Source organism: Pseudomonas sp. TWR1-1-3 (assembly GCF_049896805.1).
Taxonomy (GTDB): domain Bacteria; phylum Pseudomonadota; class Gammaproteobacteria; order Pseudomonadales; family Pseudomonadaceae; genus Aquipseudomonas; species Aquipseudomonas bubulae.
In genome coordinates, this window is sequence record NZ_JAFCUZ010000001.1 from 1,462,929 (window position 1) to 1,485,380 (window position 22,452).

Annotated in this window: 26 protein-coding genes and 1 tRNA gene; 13 read left to right on the forward strand and 14 right to left on the reverse strand. The window is 54.7% G+C overall.

All coding sequences use genetic code 11. The annotated features are described in order from the left end of the window. Positions 1 to 49: 49 nt before the first annotated feature. Positions 50 to 1,387, forward strand: coding sequence for an MFS transporter (locus tag ACP7BE_RS06670; protein ID WP_095002010.1), 1,338 nt, complete (start codon positions 50 to 52; stop codon positions 1,385 to 1,387). Between the two features lie 55 nt (positions 1,388 to 1,442). Here ACP7BE_RS06670 and ACP7BE_RS06675 read toward each other — a convergent pair whose 3' ends face one another. Further along, positions 1,443 to 2,798, reverse strand: coding sequence for a sensor histidine kinase (locus tag ACP7BE_RS06675; protein ID WP_095019514.1), 1,356 nt, complete (start codon positions 2,796 to 2,798; stop codon positions 1,443 to 1,445). Then, the gene (locus ACP7BE_RS06680; RefSeq protein WP_095002098.1) at positions 2,795 to 3,505 is read right to left on the reverse strand and encodes a response regulator; all 711 of its coding nucleotides are present in this window, start codon (positions 3,503 to 3,505) and stop codon (positions 2,795 to 2,797) included. The genes ACP7BE_RS06675 and ACP7BE_RS06680 overlap by 4 nt, the downstream gene beginning before the upstream one ends. A 171-nt stretch (positions 3,506 to 3,676) precedes the next feature. Between ACP7BE_RS06680 and ACP7BE_RS06685 the strand changes: the two genes are divergently transcribed. Both ACP7BE_RS06685 and ACP7BE_RS06690 read left to right on the forward strand, forming a co-directional pair. Then, the gene (locus ACP7BE_RS06685) at positions 3,677 to 3,934 is read left to right on the forward strand and encodes a hypothetical protein (RefSeq protein WP_426105238.1); all 258 of its coding nucleotides are present in this window, start codon (positions 3,677 to 3,679) and stop codon (positions 3,932 to 3,934) included. Between the two features lie 66 nt (positions 3,935 to 4,000). Continuing rightward, a complete protein-coding gene (locus tag ACP7BE_RS06690) occupies positions 4,001 to 4,564 on the forward strand; it encodes a cysteine hydrolase family protein (protein ID WP_095025815.1) in 564 nt (187 codons plus the stop codon). Between the two features lie 39 nt (positions 4,565 to 4,603). On the opposite strand, the gene ACP7BE_RS06695 is transcribed toward ACP7BE_RS06690, so the two are convergent. After that, positions 4,604 to 5,692: a YkvI family membrane protein gene (locus tag ACP7BE_RS06695; RefSeq protein WP_095002014.1), complete on the reverse strand. Its 1,089-nt coding sequence runs from the start codon at positions 5,690 to 5,692 to the stop codon at positions 4,604 to 4,606. A 623-nt stretch (positions 5,693 to 6,315) separates the two neighbouring features. Here ACP7BE_RS06695 and ACP7BE_RS06700 point away from each other — a divergent pair. Continuing rightward, complete coding sequence (locus ACP7BE_RS06700) at positions 6,316 to 6,708, forward strand: cupin domain-containing protein (protein WP_150628892.1); 393 nt, start codon at positions 6,316 to 6,318, stop codon at positions 6,706 to 6,708. 151 nt (positions 6,709 to 6,859) lie between these two features. Here ACP7BE_RS06700 and ACP7BE_RS06705 read toward each other — a convergent pair whose 3' ends face one another. The 4 genes from ACP7BE_RS06705 to ACP7BE_RS06720 form a co-directional block, all read right to left on the reverse strand. Further along, positions 6,860 to 7,327 carry a hypothetical protein gene (locus ACP7BE_RS06705; RefSeq protein WP_426105241.1) on the reverse strand — a complete coding sequence of 156 codons (468 nt, stop codon included), beginning with the start codon at positions 7,325 to 7,327 and terminating at the stop codon, positions 6,860 to 6,862. 169 nt (positions 7,328 to 7,496) lie between these two features. Then, positions 7,497 to 9,098: an ABC transporter substrate-binding protein gene (locus ACP7BE_RS06710; protein WP_150628890.1), complete on the reverse strand. Its 1,602-nt coding sequence runs from the start codon at positions 9,096 to 9,098 to the stop codon at positions 7,497 to 7,499. Between the two features lie 720 nt (positions 9,099 to 9,818). After that, on the reverse strand, positions 9,819 to 10,166 hold the full coding sequence (locus ACP7BE_RS06715) for a hypothetical protein (RefSeq protein WP_095002018.1): 348 nt from the start codon (positions 10,164 to 10,166) through the stop codon (positions 9,819 to 9,821). Positions 10,167 to 10,184: 18 nt separating this feature from the next. Continuing rightward, positions 10,185 to 10,937: a hypothetical protein gene (locus ACP7BE_RS06720; protein ID WP_426105243.1), complete on the reverse strand. Its 753-nt coding sequence runs from the start codon at positions 10,935 to 10,937 to the stop codon at positions 10,185 to 10,187. Positions 10,938 to 11,623: 686 nt separating this feature from the next. Here ACP7BE_RS06720 and ACP7BE_RS06725 point away from each other — a divergent pair. Then, positions 11,624 to 12,142 (forward strand): cysteine hydrolase family protein, encoded by a 519-nt coding sequence (locus ACP7BE_RS06725; RefSeq protein ID WP_095002020.1) that lies wholly within the window; start codon positions 11,624 to 11,626, stop codon positions 12,140 to 12,142. Positions 12,143 to 12,339: 197 nt separating this feature from the next. Here the strand turns inward: ACP7BE_RS06725 and ACP7BE_RS06730 are convergent, their stop codons facing one another. The 3 genes from ACP7BE_RS06730 to ACP7BE_RS06740 form a co-directional block, all read right to left on the reverse strand. Beyond that, positions 12,340 to 12,690, reverse strand: coding sequence for a hypothetical protein (locus ACP7BE_RS06730; RefSeq protein WP_141228164.1), 351 nt, complete (start codon positions 12,688 to 12,690; stop codon positions 12,340 to 12,342). A 55-nt stretch (positions 12,691 to 12,745) separates the two neighbouring features. Continuing rightward, positions 12,746 to 13,747: a polymorphic toxin type 44 domain-containing protein gene (locus ACP7BE_RS06735; RefSeq protein ID WP_426105246.1), complete on the reverse strand. Its 1,002-nt coding sequence runs from the start codon at positions 13,745 to 13,747 to the stop codon at positions 12,746 to 12,748. Positions 13,748 to 14,238: 491 nt separating this feature from the next. Then, positions 14,239 to 14,326: transfer RNA gene (locus tag ACP7BE_RS06740), tRNA-Ser, on the reverse strand. Positions 14,327 to 14,450: 124 nt separating this feature from the next. Here ACP7BE_RS06740 and ACP7BE_RS06745 point away from each other — a divergent pair. From ACP7BE_RS06745 to ACP7BE_RS06775, 7 genes are all read left to right on the forward strand, one after another. Beyond that, on the forward strand, positions 14,451 to 15,122 hold the full coding sequence (locus ACP7BE_RS06745; RefSeq protein WP_095002022.1) for a Bax inhibitor-1/YccA family protein: 672 nt from the start codon (positions 14,451 to 14,453) through the stop codon (positions 15,120 to 15,122). A gap of 110 nt (positions 15,123 to 15,232) precedes the next feature. Then, complete coding sequence (gene tusD, locus ACP7BE_RS06750) at positions 15,233 to 15,625, forward strand: sulfurtransferase complex subunit TusD (protein ID WP_095019560.1); 393 nt, start codon at positions 15,233 to 15,235, stop codon at positions 15,623 to 15,625. Position 15,626: 1 nt separating this feature from the next. Next, positions 15,627 to 15,989 (forward strand): sulfurtransferase complex subunit TusC, encoded by a 363-nt coding sequence (gene tusC, locus ACP7BE_RS06755; protein WP_095002024.1) that lies wholly within the window; start codon positions 15,627 to 15,629, stop codon positions 15,987 to 15,989. Continuing rightward, positions 15,989 to 16,276 carry a sulfurtransferase complex subunit TusB gene (gene tusB / locus ACP7BE_RS06760; protein WP_095002025.1) on the forward strand — a complete coding sequence of 96 codons (288 nt, stop codon included), beginning with the start codon at positions 15,989 to 15,991 and terminating at the stop codon, positions 16,274 to 16,276. The genes tusC and tusB overlap by 1 nt, the downstream gene beginning before the upstream one ends. Then, the gene (locus ACP7BE_RS06765; RefSeq protein WP_095002026.1) at positions 16,273 to 16,608 is read left to right on the forward strand and encodes a TusE/DsrC/DsvC family sulfur relay protein; all 336 of its coding nucleotides are present in this window, start codon (positions 16,273 to 16,275) and stop codon (positions 16,606 to 16,608) included. The genes tusB and ACP7BE_RS06765 overlap by 4 nt, the downstream gene beginning before the upstream one ends. Beyond that, positions 16,605 to 17,606 (forward strand): glycosyl transferase family protein, encoded by a 1,002-nt coding sequence (locus ACP7BE_RS06770; RefSeq protein WP_095021346.1) that lies wholly within the window; start codon positions 16,605 to 16,607, stop codon positions 17,604 to 17,606. Before ACP7BE_RS06765 ends, ACP7BE_RS06770 begins: the two co-directional genes overlap by 4 nt. Positions 17,607 to 17,651: 45 nt before the next feature. Continuing rightward, positions 17,652 to 17,879, forward strand: a complete 228-nt coding sequence (locus tag ACP7BE_RS06775; RefSeq protein WP_095002028.1) for a YheU family protein — start codon at positions 17,652 to 17,654, stop codon at positions 17,877 to 17,879. Here the strand turns inward: ACP7BE_RS06775 and csrA are convergent. Next, positions 17,876 to 18,079 (reverse strand): carbon storage regulator CsrA, encoded by a 204-nt coding sequence (csrA, locus tag ACP7BE_RS06780; protein ID WP_095019562.1) that lies wholly within the window; start codon positions 18,077 to 18,079, stop codon positions 17,876 to 17,878. The genes ACP7BE_RS06775 and csrA overlap by 4 nt on opposite strands. Before the next feature lie 135 nt (positions 18,080 to 18,214). Next, entirely contained in the window at positions 18,215 to 18,547 is a 333-nt protein-coding gene (locus ACP7BE_RS06785; protein WP_426105250.1) for a YnfA family protein, read from the reverse strand. A 201-nt stretch (positions 18,548 to 18,748) separates the two neighbouring features. Here ACP7BE_RS06785 and ACP7BE_RS06790 point away from each other — a divergent pair, with 201 nt between their 5' ends. Next, positions 18,749 to 18,907, forward strand: coding sequence for a DUF3309 family protein (locus ACP7BE_RS06790; RefSeq protein ID WP_095002031.1), 159 nt, complete (start codon positions 18,749 to 18,751; stop codon positions 18,905 to 18,907). Positions 18,908 to 18,955: 48 nt separating this feature from the next. Here ACP7BE_RS06790 and ACP7BE_RS06795 read toward each other — a convergent pair whose 3' ends face one another. Both ACP7BE_RS06795 and speE read right to left on the reverse strand, forming a co-directional pair. Next, positions 18,956 to 21,034, reverse strand: coding sequence for an LTA synthase family protein (locus ACP7BE_RS06795; RefSeq protein WP_095019563.1), 2,079 nt, complete (start codon positions 21,032 to 21,034; stop codon positions 18,956 to 18,958). A gap of 353 nt (positions 21,035 to 21,387) precedes the next feature. Then, positions 21,388 to 22,263 carry a polyamine aminopropyltransferase gene (gene speE / locus ACP7BE_RS06800; protein ID WP_095019564.1) on the reverse strand — a complete coding sequence of 292 codons (876 nt, stop codon included), beginning with the start codon at positions 22,261 to 22,263 and terminating at the stop codon, positions 21,388 to 21,390. Positions 22,264 to 22,452: the final 189 nt, after the last annotated feature.

The window sequence follows — 22,452 nt, forward strand, 5'->3', positions numbered from 1 at the left end:
GCCGCTGCCTCGATAATCATTGCTTACTGAGGACAGGTCGAGGTGCAGCATGACAAGCGTATCCATAGAGCAGGTCAGCCCTGAAACGCTGAGAAAAGTGATTGTCGCCGCCGCCATCGGTAATTTCGTCGAATGGTTCGACTTCGCCGTCTACGGTTTTCTGGCCACCACCATCGCTCAGCAGTTTTTCCCCAGTGGCGATGCCAGTGCCGCATTGCTCAAGACCTTTGCTGTGTTTGCGGTGGCCTTTGCCTTTCGCCCCCTTGGCGGGATTTTTTTCGGCATGCTGGGGGACAGGATAGGCCGCAAGCGTACCCTTGCCATGACCATTTTGCTGATGGCCGGGGCCACTACCTTGATCGGTATATTGCCCACTTATGCTGCAATCGGGGTTATGGCGCCGATCCTGCTCACCCTGATTCGTTGCGCCCAGGGCTTTTCTGCAGGCGGTGAATACGCCGGGGCCTGTGCCTATTTGATGGAGCATGCCCCCAGCGATAAAAGGGCCTGGTACGGCAGCTTTGTGCCGGTTTCGACCTTTTCCGCCTTTGCCGCAGCGGCCGTAGTGGCCTATGCCCTTGAGGCTTCGTTATCCGCTGAAAGCATGGGCAGTTGGGGCTGGCGCCTGCCGTTCCTGATTGCTGCGCCACTGGGCCTGGTAGGGCTTTATTTGCGCTGGAAGCTGGATGAAACCCCGGCCTTCCAGGCCGTGAAGGAGGAGCATGCGGTCGCCCACTCCCCACTCAAGGACACCTTGCGCAACCATGGCGCGGCGATCTGCTGCCTGGGAGCCTTTGTGTCGCTGACGGCACTGTCCTTCTACATGTTCACCACTTACTTCGCGACCTACTTGCAGGTCGCGGGCGGCTTGAGCCGGGCAACCGCTTTGCTGGTGTCGCTGATCGCCCTGCTCTTCGCCGCCGCCATCTGCCCGCTGGCCGGGCTGTATTCGGACCGGGTCGGGCGGCGGGCGACCGTGGTGACCGCGTGCGTTCTACTGATGGTCGCGGTGTATCCGTCGTTCCTGATGGCCAGCTCGGGCGGGTTCGCAGCGTCCATCGTCGGTGTCATGCTGCTGGCAATTGGCGCGGTGTTGTGTGGCGTGGTGACCGCAGCTTTGCTCTCGGAGACGTTTCCGACCCGCACTCGCTATACCGCTTCGGCCATCACCTACAACATGGCGTACACCCTTTTTGGCGGCACCGCACCGCTGGTGGCGACATGGCTGATCAGCACCACCGGCAGCAATATGTCGCCCGCGTTTTATCTGATTGCAGTTGCACTGCTCGCCCTGGCTGGCGGCCTGGCATTGCCTGAGACCTCACGGATTTCCTTGCATGATGTGGCGACACCCGAAAATGCGGCGCAAGCCGTCGCTGCGGTCTGAGGGGCCAAGAGGCTGAGAGTGCCGGGGCTGCCCGGCACTCTCTGCAGAAGATCATTCACCCTGCCCCCTTGAGCACCGGCAACACAACCCTCACCGCCAACCCGCCACCCGTGCGGTTGCTCAGGGTTAGCGAACCGCCGTGTTCCAGCACAATCGCTCTGGCTGCCGACAGTCCGAGCCCCACCCCGCCGGTGCTTTTGTTGCGCGATTCCTCAAGCCGATAAAAAGGCACAAACACCTGCTCATGACTTTGGACAGGAATGCCCGGCCCCCGGTCAAGAACGAAAACAGTGACCTGCTCATCGTCCCGACTCAGCTCGATGGCCGGCTCGCCTGCGTACTTGATAGCGTTATCCAGCAGGTTGGTCATCACCCGTTTCAGGCCAAGCGGCCGGCCCAAATACACCAGGTGCTCAGGACCGTTGAAGGCAATGTCAATGGACTGGTCGCGGTAGTCATCAATCAGGGTTTGCAACAACCCTGCCAGGTCAAATTGCGTGGCCTGCTCCAGCCGGGCATCGTCGCGAAAGAACTCCAGGCTGGAGTTGATCATGGCCTGCATCTCGTCTACATCGCGAAACAGACGCTGTTGTTGGTCCGGGTCGTCAATAAACTCACCGCGCAGTCGCATGCGTGTCAGCGGGGTGCGCAAGTCATGGGAAATGGCCGCGAGCATCTGGGTACGGTCTTTGATGAAATGCTGCAACTGCGCCTGCATGGCGTTGAACGCAAGAATGGCCTGACGGATCTCCCGGGGGCCAACCGGTTCAATGGGTGGCGCGCGAAAATCGACACCGAAACGCCGGGCGCCCTCGGCGAACTGCTGCAAAGGCCTGGCCAGATGGCGCGTGGCAATCAGTGCGACCAGCACCGTGGACAACAACACCAGCAGGATCAAAATCAGGTTTCGCTGCCATTGGCCCAGGCCCCAGCTGCGCGATGCGATGCTGAACATAAGCCATGAGCCATCCTCCAGTTGCACCAGCAGGGCGTAATGCCCGTTGTGCTGTGGCCAGTCATCAGGCTGATAGGCTTCGAGGCGTCGCTCTGGACTATTGAACAGTCGCTGCGCCAGCGGCGTGGCTGTACGCTCGGCGGCTTCGGCCACCTGCGGCAAATCCAGGCCGGCACGGCTGGCATGCCAACTGATGCTCAGGGCGCTGTCAGTGGCTGCCGCAGCCAGACGTTGGCGCTGTTGCGCCGGCGAAGCTTCGATCAGCTTGGTCGTCAGGGAAATCTTTTCCAGCAGCCCGATTTCACTCAGCGGCGGGTAAGCCCAAACACCCGCCAACTGAGTAAACAGCGCATTGAATGCCAGCGCCGTAAGCATCGCGACAATGGTGGTCAAGGCAATCCAGCGTGCGATGGTGTTGCGTGAGCGCAGGCGCCAGCCTGAAATCCAGCCCGTCACTGACAGGTCACCCCGGGCGTGAACAGGTAACCGACATTGCGCACGGTGCGAATCATCTCGACCCCTTTGCTGTCGAACTCCAGCTTGCGCCGCAAACGGCTGACCTGTACGTCGATGCTGCGATCGAACGCGTCATGGCCAGCGCCACGAGCCAGATCCAGCAACAGTTCGCGAGTCAGAATGCGCTGGGGATGTTCGACAAACACCAACAACAAATCGAACTCTCCGGCAGACAAGGGAATCATCACCTGATCCGGGGAACGAAGTTCGCGGCGGGTCAGGTCCAGTTGCCAGCCCGCAAACTTCATCAGTGGCCGCGGCACCTGCCCGACCGAGGGCTGGCCCTGCCCTGCCCGGCGCAACACGGCACGCACCCTGGCCAACAGTTCCCGGGCATCAAAAGGTTTGCTCAGATAATCATCGGCGCCCATTTCAAGACCGACGACCCGATCACTCAGCTCGCCCATGGCCGTCAGCATGATGACCGGCGTGGGGTATTGCTGACGCAAACGCTGACACAGCATCAGGCCGTTTTCGCCAGGCAGCATCAAGTCGAGAATGATCAGGTCCGGTGGTTGCAGCGCCATCGCCGCCCACAGTGACGTGCCATCGGTGGCCACCTCCACCGAATATCCGTGTTGTACAAAAAACTTCTTCAGAAGCGCGAGGACCTCCAGGTCATCGTCCACGATCAAAAGGCTGCTCACCGGCGCATTCCACTTAAGGTATGTAAAGGCTTCCATCTAAAACTATTCGTCCCGCTGCGTCATATATTTCAACTTGGTAACAAAGTTGCGGCCAGGCAAAAAAGCAGACATATCCAGGCAAACCGCGAATGCGAGGATCAGACCTCTTTCCTGCCAAGAACGCGTGTACCCATGCCTTGCGAAAACCCGGCCATGATCCTGGAGCAGCGACTGGTAAAGCGTGCCAACGCCGCCCTGCACTGTCGCGAAACAAGCCTGCGCCTGTCGAGCGATCGCGACACGCTGGTACTCAGCCGCTATATCGAGCATTACAGCCATGAAGGTGTTCAGTGGGTCGAGAGCACCCATACAGTGCCGGTGAGGGCTTTGCTGAAATGGATGATCAGCCACGGCGAACCGCAAACCCTGAGGCAGGATAAAGACCTGTAGCCATCTGGTGACCCCGGCGCAATAGACTTAGCATGGTGCTCCCTATCCCCAGCCAGAGGAACGGCCATGCCCCTGATCAAATCCGATGCGGCACTGATCATCATCGATATGCAAAAAGGGATAAGCCTTCCCGGGCTTGGTCGCAGAAACAACCCGCACACCGAGCTCAACGTACAGCGCCTGCTGGAAACCTGGCGGCATGTACAGCGTCCGGTAGTCCATGTCCGGCATATATCCCGATCGCCTGCCTCGGTATTCTGGCCCGGCCAGCCTGGCTGCGAGTTTCAGGAGGGGCTGGCCCCGCTCGATAGTGAGCACGTGGTTGAAAAGAACGTACCCGATGCATTTACCAACACAGGCCTGGAACGCTGGTTGCGCACGCGCGGGATTGAGCAGTTGGTCATCGTCGGCGTGATCACCAATAATTCCGTAGAGAGCACGGTTCGCTCAGCAGGTTGCCTGGGGTTCGATGTGATTGTGGGATCGGATGCCTGCTATACATTCGATCAGATAGACCTGAATGGACGCCTGTGGCCTGCCGAGGATGTACATGCACTGTCGCTTGCCAGCATGGCAATGGATTACGCCAGGGTCCGGGACGTCAACCAGATACTTGAACAGCAGAGCTAGGAAGGAAGCCGCCGAACTGGCGTTCGGCGGCAGCCGGGGTCAGGAGACCGCGTCCAGCGCGGTTTTTTCTGCCTTGGCCAGCGAGCGACTGCGCAGCCAGCTAAAGCAAATGGCGAGGATCAGCGCAAAGCCGACGTAGCCCAGCAGCGGATACACGGTGCCCACCAACTTGCTGAAACCACCCAGGCTCAAAGCCAGGCCGACACAAACGGTCACTGCACTAAACAACTTGAAACGGCCCGATTCCGGCTTGGCAAAGCGTGCACTGAAGGCAAAGAACATCCCAACCGCAGTGCTGTAGACCATGCACACCAGTGCGATGGACATCACCACCGAGAGCAGTGGCGAGATGCGCCCGGCCAGTGCCAGGGACGGCATTTCAATACCCTGCAGCTGGTTGATGTTGGCAAACAGGCCGATGTTCAACAACAGGATCAGGGCGCCCAAACCAAGCCCGCCAAGCACACCGCCGAGAGCCGCCGCCTTGGGTTGTTTGGTCATGCCACCGATCACTGCCAGCATCGGGAAACCTACCGCGATATTGAACGAAGCGTAGAGCAAGGCGCCGACAAACCAGTTGCCAGTGACCGTCTCGTTGTTTTCACGCGCTACAGCATCCAGGGTCTCGATTGGAGCGTTGTAGCTGAAAATCGAGTAGGTCGTGATGATTAGCACCATCGCCAGCAGAAAAGGCATGACTGCGCTGATCAGATCAATGATGCGCTTGACGTTCATGCACAGCGTGGCGATCACCAGCACGGTCATCAATACACCGCCAAACAATGGGGGCAGATCGTACTGCTGGGCAAAAATCGAACCGCTACCGGCCAGCATCACCACACCGACCCCATAGAGGAAGAATGACAGCACCACATCGACGACCCAGCCCAGACGTGCGCCGAACAGGGCGTAGAGTACTTCCTTGTGCGAGTTGGCCTGCATCTTCGAACTCATGCGGGCGATCTGCATACCGAGGAAGGCAAACATCAAACCGCTTACCAGGGTGCCCAGGATACCGATAAGCCCATAGCCGGTGAAAAACTGCAGCACCTCCTGCCCGGAGGCAAAGCCACCACCTATAACTACGGACATGTACGCAAGCGCAATCTGGATCGACTGTTTATTCATTACACTTTTTCTCATTCTTAGACTTATTAGGTGCAGGAAACAAGACGACGCGGACACCACCTCATTTACGCAGGGTGGCTATCGCCATAGCAGCTCGATCACTCATCGTGATTGGCTGAACTGTACAGGTACGTAGACACCGCGGGCAGTATAGGAAGTGTTGCGCAGGTAATTTCACCATATACACAACAAAATTCAGCTAAAACGTCATGCTGGAGAGGTTTTACCCTATCAATTATCTCGCAAGCGACATTATTGACCGCAAAACCATCAGAAACATTTAGATACATGCTTGTTTTTATAAATCAGTCACTTAGCTTATTTCTGTGCTGGCCTCTGCGCATTTTTGCACGCCCCCGCGTACAGCCCCGGGAACCGCCAATGACCACAAGAAAATGATGGAATGAACGAACAACATAATAACGACACACTAAAAAAACATGACACACATTAAATTTCGCACAAATATGAAAAGAAATGAACCACGCAAGTAACAGAAAAAAACTACATACCTTAGCGAGCCCAAAAATCTATTGTTTTTACGCGAAAGACTTAAAACATGAACACCTAAAAAACGTCTGACTCGCACAGCCAATCAAGCGTCATAAACCGGAGATCAAATAATGAAAGGCACGCCCCCAGCCATATTTATATTGAGTGCCGTCCTCTGGGCGGGAGCTGCCATCGCAGACATGCCAACACCCGCAAAGTCTGACGTGTTACAACGAATCGACATGCCTGATACCCACTATCAAATGGGCTTGCAAAAAGCAGTACTCGCCCCGAACGAAGTCAAGGCTCGCCACATGCATACAGGACCAGAAGTCGCCTATGTGCTTGAAGGCGAGGTCATCATTACAATGGATGGGCAGCCTGAAAAGCGAATAAAGGCCGGTGACAGTTTTCAACACCTGGCGCACGAACCCCACATCAGCAAAGCGGGCCCACAGGGCGCTACCGTTCTTGCCACCTGGGTAGTGGAAAAAGGCAAGAGCTTTTCTGTCCCTGCACCCTGATCCAGCGACTGCGCATCACACCGGGCAGCATCTTGCATGGCTAACATGAGGTAAATCAGGGGGAGGATATACTGCTTCTTTTGGCATGGTCACTGAAGACATTACAATGGATCCGTACTCTCATTGATGACCCCCTGATGTTTAATCAGTTTCAATCAGCAGGCACAAAGTCCGCGACCTTTAACTTGGAACGCACATCCAAAAACCAACGACTCAGTTGCGAGTCGAAACCCTGAGCAATCCGGTCTGCAGCATGGAGTGCCTCATCAGCGCTTCCTCTATTGCCCAGCCCTTGGCAAGCTTTAGACACTTGAAGCAGCAAGAATGCCCTGTCCACCTCCTCCACCCCGTTCGATTCGATAATGACCAGTGCCTTGCCAGCACTATCCAGAGCACTCTGCCACTGCCCGAACCGGTTAAAAGTCAACGCACATAAATAAAGGCTTCGCTCATGGTTCAACCAGGTTCCAAACTGCATCCAGAGCCGCTCACACACAACAGCCGCATACATGATGACGTTTCGATGGGACAGCTCGTCACCCAGAAGGCGGGGGTTATCCACAGAACCTTGCAAACTTTGTACGCATAGCAAACCAACATGCGCCTTGGTCTCTATCAAAGAAGCGCCTGTAAGTTCGGCATATTCAAGTTCGGCAGCAAACGCATTATTTCAGTGCATACCTTGCTTAAGACTTTGGCCTATTTACGTCTATAGCGAGGTTATTTCGGTGCCGCGAGCGCACCAAAAACCATCCCGGGCTTCTGGTGCACTCAGTTGGGGCTTGCTGTTACTTATCCAGGCTCACCCCGTAGAACGGTGTCAGCCCAAAGGGGCTGATTTTGAAATCAGTCACTTCCTTGCGCAGGGGCTGGAAAACCGTCGAGTTCGCAATGGGTGTAATCGGAACTTGCTCCTTGAGGATCTTCTGCGCCTCTTGATACAACTTGATGCGTTGTTCGCGGTCGCTGCTGAGCTTGGCTTGCTGCACCAGCTTGTCATAGTCTGGGTTGCACCATTTGGCGTAGTTGCTGCCCTTGACCGCCGCGCAGCTGTAGAGCACGCCGAGCCAGTTATCCGGGTCGCCGTTGTCGCCCGTCCAGCCGTAAATCATCACGTCGTGCTCGCCGTTCTTGGCGCGCTTGATGTACTCGCCCCACTCGTAGCTAACGATATTGGCCTTGATGCCGACCTTGGCCCAATCCTGCTGGATGATTTGTGCCGACATACGCGCGTTCGGGTTGGAGGCGCGTTGAACGGTCATCGCCCACAGGTTGATAGTGGTCCCTGGTGCAACCCCAGCTTCTTTTAAAAGCTGCCGGGCCTTGACCGGGTCGTAGGGGGCATCCTTGATTGTCGGGTCATAAGACCACTGCGCAGGTGGCAAGGCGTTCTGCGCCAATTGCCCTGCGCTCTGGTACACGGCCTTGATGATTGCCGGCTTGTCGATGGCCATGTCCAGGGCCTGACGCACCTTGAGTTGGTCCAGCGGCGAATGTGTCACGTTGTAAGCCAGAAACCCCAGGTTGAACCCGGCTTGCTGCAGCACTCGCAAGTTGGGATCCTGCTTCATCACTTCGATATCCGCCGGTCGCGGGTAACCGCTGACCTGGCACTCCCCGGCTTTGAGTTTCTGCAGGCGCGACGCCGCGTCAGGGGTGATGGCAAAAACCAGGTTGTCGAGTTTCACATCCTCGGGCTTCCAGTACTGTTTGTTGCCGACGTAACGAATCTGCGAGTCCTTCTGATAGCGCTTGAACACAAACGGCCCGGTGCCCACCGGTTTCTGATTGATCTCTTCAGCCTTGCCCTGCTTGAGCAGTTGGGCTCCGTATTCGGCGGACTGCACCGAGGCGAAGCTCATGGCCAGGTTTTGCACAAAGGCGGCATCAACGTTATTGAGGTTGAAACGCACGGTTCGGTCGTCGAGCTTGTCGACGCTCTTGATCGTGGTGTTCAAGCCCATATCGGTGAAATAGGGCGATTCGGACGGGTAAGCCTTGCGGAACGGACTCTGGGCATCCAGCAGGCGATCGAAAGTAAACAACACGTCATCCGCGTTGAAATTCCGGGTCGGGGTGAAGAAATCGGTGGTATGGAACTTGACGCCATCGCGCAGGTGGAAGGTGTAGGTCAGGCCCTCATTGGAGACATCCCAGCGGGTGGCCAGGCCAGGTTCGACTTCAGTACTACCCCGTTTGAACTGGATCAGGCGGTTGAATACGGTTTCGGCGGAGGCATCAAAATCGGTACCGCTGGTGTACTGGCTGGGGTCAAAGCCGGCGGGGCTGGCTTCGGAGCAGTAAACCAGCGTGCTGGCGGCGTGGGCCATTGGCATGAACGCCAGGAGGCCGGCGACGAGAAGGAGCGGTTTGAAGGCGATTCTATCCATGGAGACCCTTGAAGTTGCAGACATAAATATGCGCCTAGACGAAACCGGCACCCACCGAGATTAACGTCGTTGCCGAACATCAGATAGCGGAAACCTGAATTATTGGAGAACGGACGGCATACACGCCTGCAGAACTTCGAAATCAAGGGCGATAGAGTCGCCTCAGCGCCCTGGACACCTCCAGCCCCGAAAAAACAGCGGCCAGGCTCATTTCGCTGTATGTACAGCACAGGAGCCTTGAGTGGGCGGGAAGTTGGCGCACCCGGCTTTTGGCCCCGTATTTTATTTCGTGCCTGATGCTTCCTTGCCACAGGCTTTCAGCGCGATCAGGCTGATCATTGGTTGAGCATGCGCTTGGTCAAGTCGGGCTCTATGGACACCCTAAATCACACCGCCGGCGAGGCGGGTGGCTTGTAATAAATAAACCCCTCGAACTGTTTCAGTCGTGCACTTTCAAGCGTAGGAATTCCTCTGAATAATCCACCATCGGGCTGCACACCCTCATGACCGCTTAGACCTGAACATGCCAATACCAGCCCTTGTATCCCCCTGCATACTTTAAACAGACGCCGCACAGGCCACTGCTTAGCGATGGCGCTGAGTGTTCTGTATCGCAAATCGTACAGGACACAATTAACAGCGGGCGCGGCAAAGTGCAGACAACAAACACCTTTATTCTGCAAGTGTGCCGCACCCACTTGAATAGTGACCCATCGAAACTTAATACATATTTGTCAAGACCACACCCGTAAAGTAATTACATCCGCCGCCGGATTCATCCAGAAGAGACACTTGCTGGCCTGTCAGCTTCGACAGGGACAGCATATTAAGCAGTGCATAACCTGTGGGATCATTCAGATTGCGCTCCCCATGAACTGCCCACCAGCGCGTTCCGGTCGAAGTTAACATTACGCTGATCCCATTGCCGCTGTCGTAGTTACCTGCCCCTATATGTATTTGCTTCACCGTGCCCTGCGCGCACTTTATATCCCGACTCACACCCATCAAGCCAGGCTCTTCGGCAAAAGCATTGACACTCAACACCAACAACAAGGCTGCAAGACGCATGCTCATACTCCTCAACGTTTATAGCTCATCATGGTTAATAATGGAGGTACTGCTGTTATAAACAGACTCCAGGGTAAACATTATTGCTGGAATATCTTGCTTCAGATCCGAACGCGACGCAGCCAGGCACGCCCCGACCATCGGGATCATGCCCAACCAGGTAGACCTTCTTTCTCGTGGGGCTTCACCGTTGAAATAGGGCCTGTTCGTGGCTCGGGTATTATCGGCCACATAACGGGGGTTAACCTGAGCAGTTGAAACTTGCAACTCACCGTCGACAACAATATAGGACTCCACATCCCTGATATTTTGAGTAGGAATGAGGGTCGGCGTTATATATTCATTGGCTGCCCGTGAGGGATGGTAGTTCAAGGGGGTGATCGGGACTTGCGGGTTGTTGTCATGCAATGTCCGCAATGAGGCCTCGGCATTGAAGAAGTTGCTGTCCGGCCTGACGCGATAAAGATAAATACGCTGACCGGGTTGGGCAAAAGCCCTGGCAGCTGCGGCAGTGCGAATGAACTGAAAGTTTGCCGCGGTTGAGACAAAGCCTGAATCTCGCTGCCCCTGTTGCCTGTTGACGCATGACTCGCCGGTCACATGGTCATGAACATTAAAGTTACTACCCCAGGCCTGGAAACCAGCGTGAAATATCAGCTGTTCCGGCCGGGTATCCATTCGCCATACCGTACCTGGTGGCTCGGCCCATGAATAAGGAGCCTTTAATATAACTGTCACAAAAACCCATAGCAAAACCCCCAGCGTCTTCATGATCCCGCCCCCCGATAATTAAAGAAATGCCTGCAAAGCACACGCACTTAATTAATATTACCGAAAAACAAATTACCCGCTATTCATTATGAGCCCCCACAGAACCATAATAAACTCAAAATATTGCATGACTGACCCCATACTTTTAATTACCCCCCCACGCAGCACCTCGGCGTACAGAATCTCTATGACTGTTTCGTTAAAGTAGCAGGGCTACGTTCAATATTTAATTTAAAGCACAGACTGTGCGTGCTGGAACTCAAGCTCAAGACACCGCAGTACGTCGATGACCGCGGCAAACTACCCTTTTGCCTTGTGCTCATACCCAAGAAGACGAGGCTCCCACCAACAACATCTCGTATCACCACAGCGCGTGTAGGTTGCGCTGGACGACCTTTAGTCTAAGTTTGATTGGCCGCGGCTTCCAAGAAGCATATGGGTATATGGCTGGCCAGCTCGAAGTCATGACGCTTCCTGCTCCTGCTTGCCAACCCGCTGATACGCAGCTACTGTCAGCTCCATGAATCAATTACGAGTTGCCTTGACCACGAATACCACGACCGCCGAAGGCGGGTCGTGAGAGGTATCGTGAGTCCATAACGCACGAACTTCAAAGGCCCGCCAGTGATGGTAAGGGCCTTTTCTTTTGCCCTTGTGTCACTGGCCAAAACGCAAGGAAAAGCCCCATGTATGCACTGTTGATTCTTGATATGCAGGTAGGATTGGTGCATGGCCCGGACAAGCCATGGGCTGGCGAGGCCCTGTTGGACACATTGAACACGTTGCTGGATAAAGCCCGGAGCGCAGGTGCCCCGGTCTTTCTCGCCCGTCATGTCGGCCCTACCGGTTCACCGATTGAACCGGGAAGCCCGTTGACCCAACTGATACCGGAACTGGTGCTACAGGGCAGCGAAGTGATTTTCGAGAAAAACCGCCCCAACGCCTTTGCCAGGACAAACCTGGCCGACCAGCTACAGGCTCTTGGTGTTGAGGGTGTGGTCATCACGGGCATGAAAACCCAATATTGTGTCGACAGCACCTGCCGCGCGGCACGAGACCTTGGGTTCGACGCAGTACTGATTGCCGATGGCCATACCTGCAGTGACACCCCTGCGTTGAAGGCACAGCAGATTATCGCTCATCACAATGCAACCCTGGCGGGGCCATTCTGTCGTGTCATCAACGCTGAGGACTGGGGGTTTTAGTCTCGGTCGACAGATCGGGCTGATCCAGGCTGATCTGTTGCTAAAACAATGAGGCACAGAGGTAAAAATCGAGCGCTAATACCTGTCGAGGCCGGCTGCTTTCAAGACCTCTATGGAGAAATACAGCACGTGGCCTGTAGGCCACATGCTATGCGGGAGTATTTTTTTTCTAGGCTGGTGTTTTTTCAACTAAAAATCTATGGGGCAGTTGAATCAAGATCGAATTTCACGACATTGATCTCACCATCAACTTTAAACAATGAGATATTGTGAAACTCATAAATAACCCCATCAACTTTTAGTTTGACCCGATCATCTAAAACCTCGCGAACAGCTGCAGAGCTTTTTGTAACAAGGAATGGGGCGGTCTTCTTTGCTTTCTGAAGCGCTTCTTCATCGCCAGGTTGAAGATTCATCAGGAAATACCTATAGACCAATGGCACCGTAGCGCCACCAGAATCATATAAGACCTCATAGATGGCCCCGCCATGGCCAACATTTGTAACTGAAGTAATCTTGACAGGATCAGGCCTGCCTGGAGCAGACATGTATATGTACAAAGCCTGCACAAGACAAACAGCAAACAAACTCCAAAAAATCCATTTAATACCCCTTCGACTTCGCATAATCTATTCCTGCTTTAATCCATACTTGATCAACAGGATCATCGCCGCAAGGAGCCTCTGACCACCATTTATCGAATTCTGCCTGAGAAGTCCCAGCTAAGGACTGTGCAGCACCAGCTGCTCTTAAAAGTACCGCTTCAGAAATCCCAGCTGCCGTACCAACAGCACCATAATTAAAATTGCCGAAGCTCTCATACTGAGACTGGCCTTTTTTGTAATCCCACTCGCCCTTGTTTCTGACTTGGGTGTAAAACCAGCTGAGCAAAAAACCTCTACCCTTAATACTAAAGTATGCTTTTTGGCTTTTCGCAAATTCTAGGTTCTCATCTAAAGAGACGCCGGGTGGAGCGCTAGGATACTGTTTATGTCTGGCTTGCTCTTTCGCATCGCGCAGATTTGTCGCTTTAGCCACCTCTATGAGAGCCAATTTCTGCTGCTTTTCTTTCAAGCGTCGGGCCGTTTCTGAATAGACCTCAGACAACCTGGCAAATTCATACCTCTGTGCCCAATCAAGAAGTTTAGGTGTATTAACTATGACCCTCATCTTCCCGGCCTGAGTAAAACTCCCCGCACTTGGTCCCTTTGAAGCTTGTACATCACTGCCGTCCCCAGAACCTTTAGAAGCCTTAACCTTTCTATCAGCCTCATTCTCTTTAGCCATATATAGTGTTACCAGGATATTTTTCTCTCTTGTGATTATTTTGCTTGACGTGAATACATCCATAGGCATATTTAGCCCACCTGCACCCTTGATTTCCTGGTCAATCTCAAAATCTATGGCCGCAATATTATCTTTGTGCTGCATATCAAATCTATATGCATTATCAAAAATCCATTGAGTTACATTCTCAAGCGCCCTTATCAATAGACCGATTATATCATGCATATAATCTGGCATCATAGACTCTCTCGATGTACCAAGAATGGAGAAGTCTATTATTCTCCCCACAACAGATATCGGACCAAGCTCTAATGGCATATTCATACTCCTTATGAATCAATCCAGACTTTATATTATTTATCGAACTCCCTACTCATACAAATTTATAAAGTCACAACATATGTTCAGACCGAAATTTTAGTGACGAGGTTTTTGGTACGCATAATACGAAATGGCGCCTTCATGAGTTCATGACAATAACGGCTCTCAAGTATATTGAATACTTTGCTTTCGTAGGCAAAACGAAAGCAGGTGAGGTACACGGGTATGCAGGTAGCGGCGACTGTTTACATACGGGTTGTGAAAATTGTGAAAGCTACCTGTTAAATCGGCGAAAAGTGCACAGCTAAAAAGCACTTTCCCTCCGACTCAAACACAGGCGTTAAAAACGCTGGATCGGGCTCTAAAATTGCCCCAGATGCGGACACGGTCTGAGGCTATGCGAAAACGACGAGCTCGGTGCAGCGCCCTTCCCCACCCCCCAGAAACGACAAAGCCCGCCAAAAGGCGGGCTCTGCGGTGTAGCAATATGGCGGAGGCGATGGGATTCGAACTCATGGACCTGTTACAGTCGACGGTTTTCAAGACCGTTGCCTTAAACCACTCGGCCACACCTCCTATACGTTGTTTCGGGCGCCATAATACCTGAATGAAACACGTTGTCAAACTCTCTTGATCGCTTGTTTCAGAGCCTCTGCTATGATCTTTGCTACTTAACATTTCTAAACACAGGAGTATCGCCATGCGCGAACAGGATTACGCAGTTAATAGCAGCGTGCAGGCCGAGCAGCTAGAGGTTAGCCGCGTCCTGCGCAATACGTACGGTTTGCTGGCCCTCACCCTGGCTTTCAGCGGTGTGATGGCTTATGTCTCGCAGCAGCTGCGGGTCGGCTATCCCAATATTTTCGTTGTGCTGATCGGGTTCTACGGCCTGTTCTTCTTGACCAACAAGCTGCGTGATTCGGCATGGGGCCTGGTTTCTGCCTTTGCCCTCACCGGTTTCATGGGCTTCTTGCTGGGCCCTATTCTCAACCGTTACCTGGGCATGCAGGGCGGCGCCGAGGTGGTCAGTTCTGCCTTTGCCATGACGGCTCTGGTATTTGGCGGCCTGTCTGCCTATGTATTGATCACTCGCAAGGACATGAGCTTCCTCGGCGGTTTCATCACTGCCGGCTTCTTTGTGCTGCTGGGCGCTACGCTGGCGAGCTTCTTCTTCCAGATCAGCGGCCTGCAGTTGGCTATCAGCGCCGGTTTTGTACTGTTCTCGTCGGTCTGCATTCTGTTCCAGACCAGCGCCATCATTCATGGCGGCGAGCGCAACTACATCATGGCTACCATCAGCCTGTATGTATCGATCTACAACCTGTTTATCAGCCTGCTGCAAATTTTCGGCATCATGAGCCGCGACGACTGATCAACAACCGCTATACAAAAGCCCGCTTCGGCGGGCTTTTTGTTGTCTGCCACAAGCATCTTTGGGCATCTGGCTTTATCATTGCCCCAGATTTGCCGACAGAGCCCACCATGAAATTCGCCATTGCCCTTTATTCAGCGGCCCATGCCCCCTCCTCCCGTCGAGCCTTGCGCTTTGCCGAGGCAGCGCTGGCAGGCGGCCATGAAATTGTCCGTTTGTTCTTCTATCAGGACGGTGTTCATATTGCCTCGAGCAATATCGTCACGCCGCAAGACGAGCAGGACCTTGCGCAACAATGGGCAACTTTTGTCAGCCAGCACCAACTCGATGGTGTGGTCTGTATTGCCGCTGCCTTGCGCCGCGGTGTACTCAATGAAGACGAGTCCGCACGCTATCAGCGCCCCGGGGTCAATGTTCATGCACCCTGGGAGTTGTCCGGACTGGGCCAATTGCACGATGCCATTCAATCGGCCGATCGATTGATCTGTTTCGGGGGACCTTGAAATGCCCAAGTCGCTATTGATTATCAGCCGTCAGGCACCGTGGTCGGGGCCCGGCGCCAAAGAAGCACTGGATATCGTGCTGGCAGGCGGTGCATTTGATTTGCCGATTGCTCTGCTGTTTATGGATGACGGTATTTTTCAGCTGCTGGCGACTCAAAATGCCGCAGCCATCCAGCAGAAGAATCTAACGGCCAATCTGCAGGCCCTGTCCATGTTCGGCGTTGACGATCTGTTTGCCTGCAACCACAGCCTTGACGAACGCGGCATCTCAACCGAGGGGCTTGCGGCAATTGATGTGCAGCCCTTGTCGACTGAAGCTGTCCGCGCTCTTATTGACCGTTATGACCAAGTGATCACCCTCTGATGTCGACTCTACATGTTGTGAGCCACTCACCATTTTCTGACATACGCCTGAGCAGCTGTCTTCGCGTGTTAGGCAGCGACGATGCCCTTTTGCTCTGTGGCGACGCGGTGTATGCCCTGCAGCTTCAAGGCACTGCTCTCACAGCCCTGACTGGAAAAACCGTATTTATCCTTGAAGAGGACTTGCAGGCACGCAACCTGGAATGTCCGCCATGGGCGGCCTGCGTTGATTACCCGGCTTTCGTCGAGCTGTCGATTCGTTACGACAAGGTCAACAGCTGGCTATGAATACGCTCACCCTCAACGGTAAAAATATCGAGCTGGACAAGGACGGTTATCTGCTCGATCTCAACGACTGGTCCGCTGATGTTGCTCAGGCACTGGCGGCGCAGGCAGGTATTGAGTTGAGCGCCGAACACTGGGAAATCCTCGAGTTGTTGCGCAGCTTTTATCAGGAGTTCGAGCTATCGCCTGCCACTCGCCCTCTGATCAAGTACACGGCACTCAAATTGGGTCCAGAAAAGGGCAATAGCCTGCATCTCAACCGACTGTTTAACGGCACCCCTGCCAAACTCGCCGCCAAGCTGGCGGGCCTGCCCAAACCGACCAATTGCCTATGAACACTCCCGCTGCGCTGACACTTGAAACTCCCGCCGAACACCCTTTTGCGCAATTTGTACGCATCCTGGGCAAAGGCAAACGGGGTGCCCGCAACCTGACTCGGGAAGAAGCCCGCGAAGCCATGGGCATGCTGCTTGACGACAAGGCAGAAGACACGCAACTGGGCGCCTTCCTCATGTTGCTGCGGCATAAAGAAGAAAGCGCAGAGGAAATGGCCGGCTTTACCGAGGCCGTCAGGGAGCGACTGACACCTCCCGCGATCAAGGTCGACATTGACTGGCCGACTTACGCCGGTAAAAAACGCCACCTGCCCTGGTACTTGCTGGCAGCCAAGTGCCTGGCACAGCACGGTGTACGCATTTTCATGCATGGCGGCGGCGCCCATACCGCGGGCCGAATGTACAGCGAGCAGCTTCTCGACGCGCTGGCCATTCCACTGTGTCGCAACTGGCAAAGTGTCAACGAGGCCCTGGATGCGGGGAATCCGGCCTTTATGCCGCTGCAGGACTGGGCGCCACAATTGCAACGCATGATCGATCTGCGCAACACCCTCGGGCTGCGCTCGCCGATTCATTCATTGGCTCGCATACTCAACCCGCTGGGTGCGCGCTGCGGCCTGCAAAGCATCTTCCATCCGGGCTATCAAAGCGTGCATCGCGAAGCCAGCGGCTTGCTGGGTGACACCAGTATTGTGGTCAAGGGTGATGGCGGCGAAGTCGAAATCAACCCCGATAGCGCAAGCCATCTTTACGGCACTACAGCTGGTGTTGACTGGGATGAAGAATGGCCAGCACTGTCTTCACAGCGCCATGTCAAACCAGCGTCACTAGACCCTGAACACCTCAAGGCATTGTGGCGTGGAGAAGTCCAGGACAGCTACCCGCAACTGGCCTTGCTGTCGACCATGGCCCTGGCATTGCGCGGTCTGGGCACACCCCGGGCGCAAGCTTTTGAACTGGCTCAGCATTACTGGGACAACCGCAACAAGGCGATTTAAGCCCAAGGCCAACCACCTCAACACGCTTGCTTACGAGAGCCCAAGATGCTTATCCCCTACGACCAGCTTGAACCTGACACCCTCACCCGCCTGATCGAGGACTTTGTGAGTCGCGACGGCACGGACAACGGCGATGACACTCCCCAGGAAACCCGTGTACTGCGGGTTCGACATGCATTGAGCAAAGGCCAGGCAGTAATTTTCTTCGATCTGGAAAGCCAGCAATGCCAACTGATGCCCAGGCACGCGGTACCGAAGGAATTTTTTGATTAAACCTTGGCCGAAGATCCGGTTGCCTGCTGCCCGACGGGCTGGTTTTTTATCCGCTCATAAATTTCCGAGCGATGCACGCTGATATGCCTGGGAGCTTCAATCCCCAGGCGCACGTTGTTGCCGTTAACGGCGATGACAAACAGCGTTATATCTTCCCCGATTGAAAAATGCTCTCCGACGGTTCGACTCAGTATCTGCATGGCTCTCATCCTCAAGGGTGGGGAGCCACAAAGACTGCACGGCATAAAAACCGGCTTCAATACTTACAAGTTAATTCAGTTACAACCTACTGCATACAAGGCTTATTCCTACGTACTCCCTACGGAATTTTCCCTTTACGAGGGGGTAAAACGCGGTCCCAGCAAGATGATGGTCGCGCCAATCACGCACAGTCCTACCCCGAGCCAATCTGAGCCCAGTGGCCGGATACGTTCCACCACTGCCAGCCAGGCAATGGATGTCACGATGTAAATCCCGCCATAGGCCGCATAGGCCCGCCCGGCATAGGCTGCCTCAACCTTGGTCAGCAGCAGGGCAAACAGCACCAGGCTCAGAATGGCGGGCAAAGCCCACCATGCACTTTTGCCCTGACGAAGCCACATCCAGAACCCGTAGCAGCCTGCAATTTCAAACAGGGCAGCCAAAAAAAAACAAACGTAATTGAGCATGTGCAGTGTTTCCAGGTGGGCAGCGCGCCACCCTACCTGCGCACCTGCCACCGATCAAGGCAGAACTGTTTTTGAGTACGGCATGAAAAAAGTTGAATTATTCATCGAGCAGGAGAGTCGGATTTTATAAGCACTGCCCATCCTTGTTCCTGAAGCGGCGCCCCGTAAAACTGAACGTTGGCGGAACACCACAAAAAGGAAATGCTCATGACCACAATTCTTCTGATCGTCCTGATTCTGCTGTTAATCGGCGGATTACCTGTGTTTCCGCACTCCAAAAGCTGGGGCTATGGCCCCTCAGGGATTATCGGTACCGTACTGGTTGTACTGTTGATATTACTGTTGCTCGGCAAGATTTGACCCAATAAAAAAGAGGCCCTGAGGCCTCTTTTTTATTTAACTGGCTGATTATTTCGGATCAGCCACACCTGCGGTGTTGTCCAGCAGGCTCTTGGTCGCGGTCTGCAGGAAGGATTCGAGCTTTTTCTTCAGCTCGGTCGCTTCAGGCGAGTCAGTGACCACTGTCGCTTCAGGGTTGGCACCCAATTTGTACTGCCAAACCTTGGCCGGCATGTCTTTAGGCTGCACCAGCAAGTGGTCGTCACTGATGATCGCCACGGTCTGGTCACTGCCAGACGGCTTGATCACACCACTGCCTTTGTCACCCTCAGGCAGAGTCAGCAGGTCACGGCCCCAGCATTGCTGACGGAACTCACCACCCAGACGCCCCATGATGGTTGGCACGATGTCGACCTGAGTGCCCACGATATCAGTGCGTGTACCAAACTTCTCCTGGATGCCAGGACCGATCAGCAGCAACGGCACGTTGAAACGCCCCAGATCCATCTCGGAAATCTGCTGCTCGTTACCGAAACCGTGGTCGCCCACGATCACAAACAGGGTTTCCTTGAAGTAGGGTTCTTTGCGCGCTTTTTCGAAGAACTGCCCCAGCGCCCAGTCGGAATAACGCATCGCCGTCAAATGCTCGTTGAGCGAACCGCGATCGGTTACCGGCTCGACCGGCAATGGCGTAGGCAAGGCATACGGCGTGTGGTTGGACAGGGTTTGCAGCAGCGCATAGAAAGGTTCTTTGCCTTCACGCTTTTTCAGCTCTTCCAGGCCGCGGTTGAACATGTCCTGGTCGGACACACCCCAGGTAGGATCAGAGAACACCGGGTCAACGAAATCGTTACGACCTACAAAAGTGGTCATGCCCTGATTACTGAAGAAACCAGACTGGTTGTCCCAGGCAAAGTCGCCGTTGTAGACATACACGTCATCGAACTTGCGGGCGCTGAGCAGTTCCGGCAAGCCGGACAGCTTGTGGCTGCCTTCCGGGGTCTGCATCAGGTATTCAAAACCCGGCAGGTTCGGGAAGCACGCCATGGTGGCAAACATGCCTTGGTGGGTATGGGTGCCATTGGAGAAGAAGCGCTCGAACAGCAAGCCTTGCTTGGACAGCTCATCGAAGTACGGGGTGATATTGCCCGGACGACCCAGCGCACCCACCGAGTGACCGGCGAAGCTTTCCATCAGGATTACGACGACGTTCTTGATAGGCAGGGTTTTTTCCGCAGGCGGCGTGGTATCGCGACGCACAGGAGCGGTATCAGGATCAACCAGCTTGTCATTTTCAGTCAGCAGCATGTCGCGCACGGTCTGCGTCGCTACGGGCTGCTCAAGGGTAGCCTTCCAGATATTGGTGCGATCGTCACCGAAGCGGCTTTTCGCAGCGGCAATCAATGACAGAGAGCCGTTGAGCCCCAACTGATTGGCGAAGTTGGAGTCGGTTGTGTAGGCATCACCCCAACGCAGCGGAGGACCCTGACGCAATGTGCCACGGGCCAGGACCACACACACCAGCAGCAGCACGACAAATACCGCTGCACGGCCGTACCAGGGCGCCACCGCACGCGAAGTGCCAGCAGCCGCGCGGGTAGCGCTGGAACGGGTCACGCGGTCGGCGCCGCGGAAGGCAAAGTACAAAATGACAGTGCCGACAGCCCAGGACAGCAGGTAACGCACCACCGGGAAGCCATACCAAAGCATGCTCATCACGGTTTTCGGGTCTTCCTTCACATACTGGAAAACCAGACCGTTAAGACGCTGATGGAACTCACGGTAGAAGTCCATCTCCATCAGGCCCAAAAACAGCGCCAGGCTGGATGCTGCAGTCAGCCAGAAACGCAGCACACCGCGCATGGCCATGGCCTTGACACTGAGCACCGCCAGCAGCAGCGGAATACTGAAGTACACGACAATCCGGGCGTCAAAGCGCAGACCGTTGCCGAAGGCTTCAAGGAACGTCGATGCCGGGGTGTCGAGGATCATTTCCCGGTTGTAAACCAGCAATGCCACCCGCAACAGGGTGAACATCACCATCATGATCAAGGCACAGAGCAGCGTAAACGCCAGATGCGATTTGACGGTCGGTTGCAACACACGCGTGGCCGCGTGCTGTTGGCTTGGGGCGTCCGGGTTTGCCATGTCGTTTTAGGACCCATTGGTTCAAGTTGAAGTGGCTTTATCACCGGTGGCTTGCCACGGGTGCATCGCTCTTTAATTACACAGATTTTGGCCCGAAACCCACCAGAAACGCCTGAACTGAGGCGTTTACGAGTAGACAGGCAAAATTTTGCGTGCGAATTGTCTTAAAGATACCGTGAAAATTTCGTGCAGAGCACATGTTGAAACATAAGAAAGGGCGCTCATTCCCTGTGGGAGCGGGCTTGTTCGCGATTGCAGCAACGCGGTCCAACTTTAAACCGCGTCGCCTGCATCGCGGGCAAGCCCGCTCCCACAGTTCTACAACTGACGCCCTGCCTTGCTACTGCACAGCCTCAGTCGTTGCTTGGCTTGTTGATAGCCTGCAGAACATATTGCGGCAAGGCGAAAGCACCGATATGAACTTCCGGATTGTAGTAGCGGGTCACGATACCGCTACCGGCAAAACGTTGACGCAGGGTCTCAAGCGGCAACTTGCGATAGCTCGCATCAGTCGAACCCCAGGCGAAGGTCATGGAGCCGCCGATATAGGTAGGCACGGCAGCCTGGTAGAAATGCCAGTCAGCAAACAGGCTGCGCATGCGCCCGGCGGTGGTCTGCACTTCCTGCAACTGCATAAATGGCGTGCCGTTCTGGGTGACCAGTACACCCCCTTCATTCAGGCAACGGTGGCAAGCCTGGTAGAAGTTCTCGGAGAACAGCACTTCGCCCGGCCCGATCGGGTCGGTGGAATCCGAGATGATCACGTCGAATTTTTCTTCGGTAGTGGCGACAAAACGCATGCCGTCGTCGATCACCAGGTTCAGGCGTGGATCGTCGTACGCACCCTTGGAGTGGTTGGGCAGGAACTCTTTGCACATGTCCACCACGGTGCCGTCGATCTCGACCATGGTGATGTGCTCAATGCCAATGTGCTTGGTGACTTCGCGCAACATGCCGCCATCACCACCGCCAATGATCAGCACGCGCTTGACCGCACCGTGGGCCAGGATCGGCACATGGGTAAGCATTTCGTGGTAGATGAACTCATCCGCTTCGGTGGTCTGGATCACGCCGTCCAGAGCCATTACGCGGCCCATGACCGGGTTTTCGAAGATCACCAGATGCTGGTGATCGGTTCGCACTTCATGGAGCAGCTTGTCCATGCGAAAGCGTTGGCCATAGCCTTCGTAAAGGGTTTCGAGATAGTGGTTGTCAAGCGATTCGGCCATGGGTAGTCCCCTTGAATGCTGGTGGCAACGGACGGTCACCCGCCCATGATCGACAGCCAAACCTCATACCGCTATCGCGACACGGGTCCAACTGCCCAAGAAAGGCGCGCATTCTACGTCGAGGAACATGACAGGTCGAACCTTGACGCCGACAATCTAAGCGGGCAACCACGATTTACCGTCGCTGCC

What these genes read in the sequence shown, in the direction of transcription:
- ACP7BE_RS06735 (WP_426105246.1), bottom strand. Translation starts at nt 13,747, where the DNA reads ATGCCATTAGAGCTTGGTCCGATATCTGTTGTGGGGAGAATAATAGAC.
- tusB (WP_095002025.1), top strand. Translation starts at nt 15,989, where the DNA reads ATGTCGACTCTACATGTTGTGAGCCACTCACCATTTTCTGACATACGC.
- ACP7BE_RS06730 (WP_141228164.1), bottom strand. Translation starts at nt 12,690, where the DNA reads ATGTCTGCTCCAGGCAGGCCTGATCCTGTCAAGATTACTTCAGTTACA.
- ACP7BE_RS06745 (WP_095002022.1), top strand. Translation starts at nt 14,451, where the DNA reads ATGCGCGAACAGGATTACGCAGTTAATAGCAGCGTGCAGGCCGAGCAG.
- ACP7BE_RS06710 (WP_150628890.1), bottom strand. Translation starts at nt 9,098, where the DNA reads ATGGATAGAATCGCCTTCAAACCGCTCCTTCTCGTCGCCGGCCTCCTG.
- ACP7BE_RS06690 (WP_095025815.1), top strand. Translation starts at nt 4,001, where the DNA reads ATGCCCCTGATCAAATCCGATGCGGCACTGATCATCATCGATATGCAA.
- speE (WP_095019564.1), bottom strand. Translation starts at nt 22,263, where the DNA reads ATGGCCGAATCGCTTGACAACCACTATCTCGAAACCCTTTACGAAGGC.
- ACP7BE_RS06790 (WP_095002031.1), top strand. Translation starts at nt 18,749, where the DNA reads ATGCTCATGACCACAATTCTTCTGATCGTCCTGATTCTGCTGTTAATC.
- ACP7BE_RS06695 (WP_095002014.1), bottom strand. Translation starts at nt 5,692, where the DNA reads ATGAATAAACAGTCGATCCAGATTGCGCTTGCGTACATGTCCGTAGTT.
- ACP7BE_RS06715 (WP_095002018.1), bottom strand. Translation starts at nt 10,166, where the DNA reads ATGCGTCTTGCAGCCTTGTTGTTGGTGTTGAGTGTCAATGCTTTTGCC.
- ACP7BE_RS06670 (WP_095002010.1), top strand. Translation starts at nt 50, where the DNA reads ATGACAAGCGTATCCATAGAGCAGGTCAGCCCTGAAACGCTGAGAAAA.
- ACP7BE_RS06685 (WP_426105238.1), top strand. Translation starts at nt 3,677, where the DNA reads ATGCCTTGCGAAAACCCGGCCATGATCCTGGAGCAGCGACTGGTAAAG.
- ACP7BE_RS06795 (WP_095019563.1), bottom strand. Translation starts at nt 21,034, where the DNA reads ATGGCAAACCCGGACGCCCCAAGCCAACAGCACGCGGCCACGCGTGTG.
- ACP7BE_RS06765 (WP_095002026.1), top strand. Translation starts at nt 16,273, where the DNA reads ATGAATACGCTCACCCTCAACGGTAAAAATATCGAGCTGGACAAGGAC.
- ACP7BE_RS06725 (WP_095002020.1), top strand. Translation starts at nt 11,624, where the DNA reads ATGTATGCACTGTTGATTCTTGATATGCAGGTAGGATTGGTGCATGGC.
- tusC (WP_095002024.1), top strand. Translation starts at nt 15,627, where the DNA reads ATGCCCAAGTCGCTATTGATTATCAGCCGTCAGGCACCGTGGTCGGGG.
- ACP7BE_RS06775 (WP_095002028.1), top strand. Translation starts at nt 17,652, where the DNA reads ATGCTTATCCCCTACGACCAGCTTGAACCTGACACCCTCACCCGCCTG.
- ACP7BE_RS06785 (WP_426105250.1), bottom strand. Translation starts at nt 18,547, where the DNA reads ATGCTCAATTACGTTTGTTTTTTTTTGGCTGCCCTGTTTGAAATTGCA.
- ACP7BE_RS06770 (WP_095021346.1), top strand. Translation starts at nt 16,605, where the DNA reads ATGAACACTCCCGCTGCGCTGACACTTGAAACTCCCGCCGAACACCCT.
- csrA (WP_095019562.1), bottom strand. Translation starts at nt 18,079, where the DNA reads ATGCAGATACTGAGTCGAACCGTCGGAGAGCATTTTTCAATCGGGGAA.
- ACP7BE_RS06700 (WP_150628892.1), top strand. Translation starts at nt 6,316, where the DNA reads ATGAAAGGCACGCCCCCAGCCATATTTATATTGAGTGCCGTCCTCTGG.
- tusD (WP_095019560.1), top strand. Translation starts at nt 15,233, where the DNA reads ATGAAATTCGCCATTGCCCTTTATTCAGCGGCCCATGCCCCCTCCTCC.
- ACP7BE_RS06720 (WP_426105243.1), bottom strand. Translation starts at nt 10,937, where the DNA reads ATGAAGACGCTGGGGGTTTTGCTATGGGTTTTTGTGACAGTTATATTA.